This is a genomic window from Enterobacter cloacae complex sp. OE43NF, from assembly GCF_023544405.1.
Lineage (GTDB): Bacteria > Pseudomonadota > Gammaproteobacteria > Enterobacterales > Enterobacteriaceae > Enterobacter > Enterobacter cloacae.
The window spans coordinates 1-3,141 of record NZ_JAMJFW010000105.1 but is presented as its reverse complement, the minus strand read 5'-3'; the positions used below and the strand labels follow the sequence as shown (position 1 = coordinate 3,141).

General features: G+C 48.4%; 5 protein-coding genes and 1 pseudogene. All 6 read right to left on the bottom strand.

Annotation, left to right across the window (positions count from 1 at the left end; translation table 11 throughout):
- Positions 1-213: pseudogene (locus M8370_RS22995) on the bottom strand (DUF2335 domain-containing protein); the annotation flags it as partial.
- Between the two features lie 529 nt (positions 214-742).
- Positions 743-1,348 (bottom strand): hypothetical protein, encoded by a 606-nt coding sequence (locus tag M8370_RS22990; RefSeq protein WP_250021831.1) that lies wholly within the window; start codon positions 1,346-1,348, stop codon positions 743-745.
- Positions 1,345-1,701, bottom strand: a complete 357-nt coding sequence (locus M8370_RS22985) for a RusA family crossover junction endodeoxyribonuclease (RefSeq protein WP_250021830.1) — start codon at positions 1,699-1,701, stop codon at positions 1,345-1,347. The genes M8370_RS22990 and M8370_RS22985 overlap by 4 nt, the downstream gene beginning before the upstream one ends.
- Positions 1,694-1,987, bottom strand: a complete 294-nt coding sequence (locus M8370_RS22980) for a Ref family recombination enhancement nuclease (protein WP_013096305.1) — start codon at positions 1,985-1,987, stop codon at positions 1,694-1,696. Before M8370_RS22980 ends, M8370_RS22985 begins: the two co-directional genes overlap by 8 nt.
- Before the next feature lie 144 nt (positions 1,988-2,131).
- Positions 2,132-2,350, bottom strand: coding sequence for a hypothetical protein (locus tag M8370_RS22975; protein ID WP_248059199.1), 219 nt, complete (start codon positions 2,348-2,350; stop codon positions 2,132-2,134).
- Between the two features lie 120 nt (positions 2,351-2,470).
- Entirely contained in the window at positions 2,471-2,794 is a 324-nt protein-coding gene (locus M8370_RS22970; protein ID WP_248059200.1) for a hypothetical protein, read from the bottom strand.
- Between the last annotated feature and the right edge of the window lie 347 nt (positions 2,795-3,141).

The following is a 3,141-nucleotide window of genomic DNA, read 5'->3' as shown; positions in this document are numbered from 1 at the left end:
AAGCATCGTTGGCGGAGGGAGTGGTCCACGAAAGGAACTATGGCTAATAATTGCCTTGAATTGAGGTCGCTCAAGGAGCCTTTCGAGAACAACAGGGTTCTCAACAAGCTCCCCTTCGATTTTTTCAGCTAGCTGTTCGGAAGCTTCATCATCGCAGCTTTCACCTTGCTGGAGCGAGCTGACGTTTAATTTTTCTGGTTCTGACTCTTGCATATGGCCTCATGCTTATCCGTAAGTCATCGCCAACAGCCTGAAAGTCTGAGCGTAAAGCTTCAGCATCAGTCTGATGAACAATCAGGTCATTATAGTCTGTGGCAGGTATCAGATCTATGATGCTACCAGCTGCACGCATTAATCTGCGAGTTGAGCGCAACATACCGTACCTCCTTACATAGTTTACACACTCTGAATTACCTTTGGGGTAATCTTAGAATGAGCTATGCACACTGTACAGAATTATTTGATGTGTAATATTACGCACCATACGCCACCTCAATTATTCTGAGGCAATAAAAACGACGATATGACAGGGGTACTGATGCAATGCACCTTCGCGAATACCCCTGTCGTATCGCCGGATAACAAAAACCCCGGCTGGCGGGGTTTAGAGTTTTTTCAAATTGTCGCTTTACATCGCTGCCATCATGGCGAAGCTCTGCCAAGCATGAATGGATTATCTGATTTTCTGGCCCGTTTTCAATGTCTCATCGCATAAATAGCACTTTTTGCTAAATGATGGTTTTCATGAATTTTCTTTAAGGGCATGCCGCGCCGACAGAAAAACCTTTGCCCTGAATATTTCCAGGCACCAGCGCACCCGCTTTCTGGCCTCGTTATCCGTAAGCCATGGCGCCATACTCTGCAGATCTCTGGTGATGTCCGATATTTTTTTTCGGGTGGTGTAATACTGGCGCCCGACGATATAAACCGGATCCTTCAAATCAAACGCCTGCAGCACCACGTCCTCCATGAACTCTGCATCATCACTACTCATAGCCTGGTCAATCAAGCTGGACGGTGGTTCTGGCCAGAGTATAGAGCGTGCACGCCGCATTGCTTGTTCTCCGCGGTAACCCTCCTCCCTTGCCTGGTTCAGCGCTGCAGTAAAACGTTCAAGCGCTTTATCTGACCAGTTCTTCCCCCTGATCACTTGCCAGCACGAATGCCCACACGGTTTCGCCGGGGCGGTACCGCCGCGAACACATTCGCCCCATACAGTTAGAAGCGATTTAATCCACCCGGACTGGACATCATTCAGGAGAATACTTTTCCCCAGCCAGCTCTTACGTGGTGCCATTGCTGTTTTTCCCAGCCCTTCAAAATACTGGCGTCTCTGGCGCGGTGTCATTTCATGTCCTCGATAATTATCATTCCGGTTTCACCCCATATTTTTGATGTCCAGGCATCCCAGATGTGGGCGTCATCATCAAACAAGGCGTCCAACAGAGATTTTGTTAGGTTGTCCAGGTCAGGCTTTTGTTGATGGGGCTGGCCGTCCATAGCTTCGCGCTTTTTCTTGCTCCAGCTCGGCGGCATCGGCAAAACGAAGGTGATATGGGCACCGCTTTCGGGCACCCGGATTCCATGAAGGCGGGCTTCATCGCAAAACATGCGATAGCGCATCACCGGCGGCCGCTGTTTCCATTTATCGCGGCGAGTCATGCGGGGTTTTCCGACAGGAGTGATGATGTATTTAGGCATAGAACACTCCCAGCTCTAACTGGACCTGCTCCAGCAGCTGCAACTCGGTACCGAAGTTTTTCTCCCATTGCTTACGGCCAGCATGAATCGCGACACCGTAACCGCCATTGCGGTGGTGCATATGGCACAGGGGAATTGATTTCCGATGGTCAGCACGTTGACTGGTGCCCTGACCGGTTCGGATATGGTGAATTTCCGCAGGCGTCTCGCCCAGGTTCTGGTTTCTGCACACGATGCAGCCCAGTGCGGCCACACGTGAAAGATGGAGGCTATCTGCTTTCTTCATGCTGGACCACCAGCATAAGCAGAAACATCGTGCACGACGGGGCGGTGTGAGTGATATATGGTAATGCTCTGCGCCATTTTGATTCCTCAGGTTGGCGCAGTAATCAGAGGGTGTTCAGCCCGTTTGATTATTATAAATCAACACTTACGTCTTGAGAACCTTAAGCGCTTCTGGCAGGGAGTTTAGGTTTATTACCCGCTCATCATCACTGAGGATGCGCGCAGAAATTCGATTACCTTCCCGGCGTATCAGAGTACGTAAGGCGTTATTGGTGACGAGGTAGTCAGTTATTTGACCATCCGATAGATTTAAAACTAGCAATCCATCTTTGGTTAAACCAGCGGCAAATTCGTTTAATTTCATGGGCACATCCCTAAAAATGGTTTCCCCTGACGGGGCGGTCCTTTATCTCCCTGGGTACTGATTTAATTAAAGGTTCCGCTAACCGATCGGATTTGAGACACAGGAATCATGCACGTTCTGCTATATCACCGGCCTGTCGTCTGTATCTTTCACACGGTTTAGGAGGTGCGTTACCACACCCATTACGGTCACATCATCCAGCGCATCGCCCTCAATAGCCTCGCCGTCCCGGGTAATCAGCGCTTTCCCATGGAGTTTCGCGTACTCCAGACTTCCGCAGAAAGAAATCAGGACCGTGTCACCCATTTCCGGTTTCATGGCGACGTTTATGATCGCGTGCCCGAATGAAGTTTCTATGGTTCGGCAGTTATCGTCGTAACCGCAAAGGCTGGTAATTGTGAGCGTCTGTTCTGCGTAGTCTGCAGCTGGTGATGGAAAACCCATGATAACCCCCTGTCAATTAACTGTATATTTATACAGTAACTCTGTACAGAAAAATGATCAATGGATTAACAGCACGAATTGTTAAATTCATGTGATAAAAAGGCATAAAAAACCCCGCCGTGGCGGGTTAATGAAATAATTCGATTGCTAAGAAATATGCAAATATTCTTTTCTATTCATCAAATTGCATGAAACCTGGAGACTCAAGTTTCCTGTAAGTTTGCACATGACCTTATAGTTACTGGGTGCTTCTTCACTTAAGTTTGCAACAGAAAGCTGCACAGATCTTGGATTGTCCTTGAGCATATTTAGAATATCTTCCGCTAAGTATCGCGGACAGTAGCCAA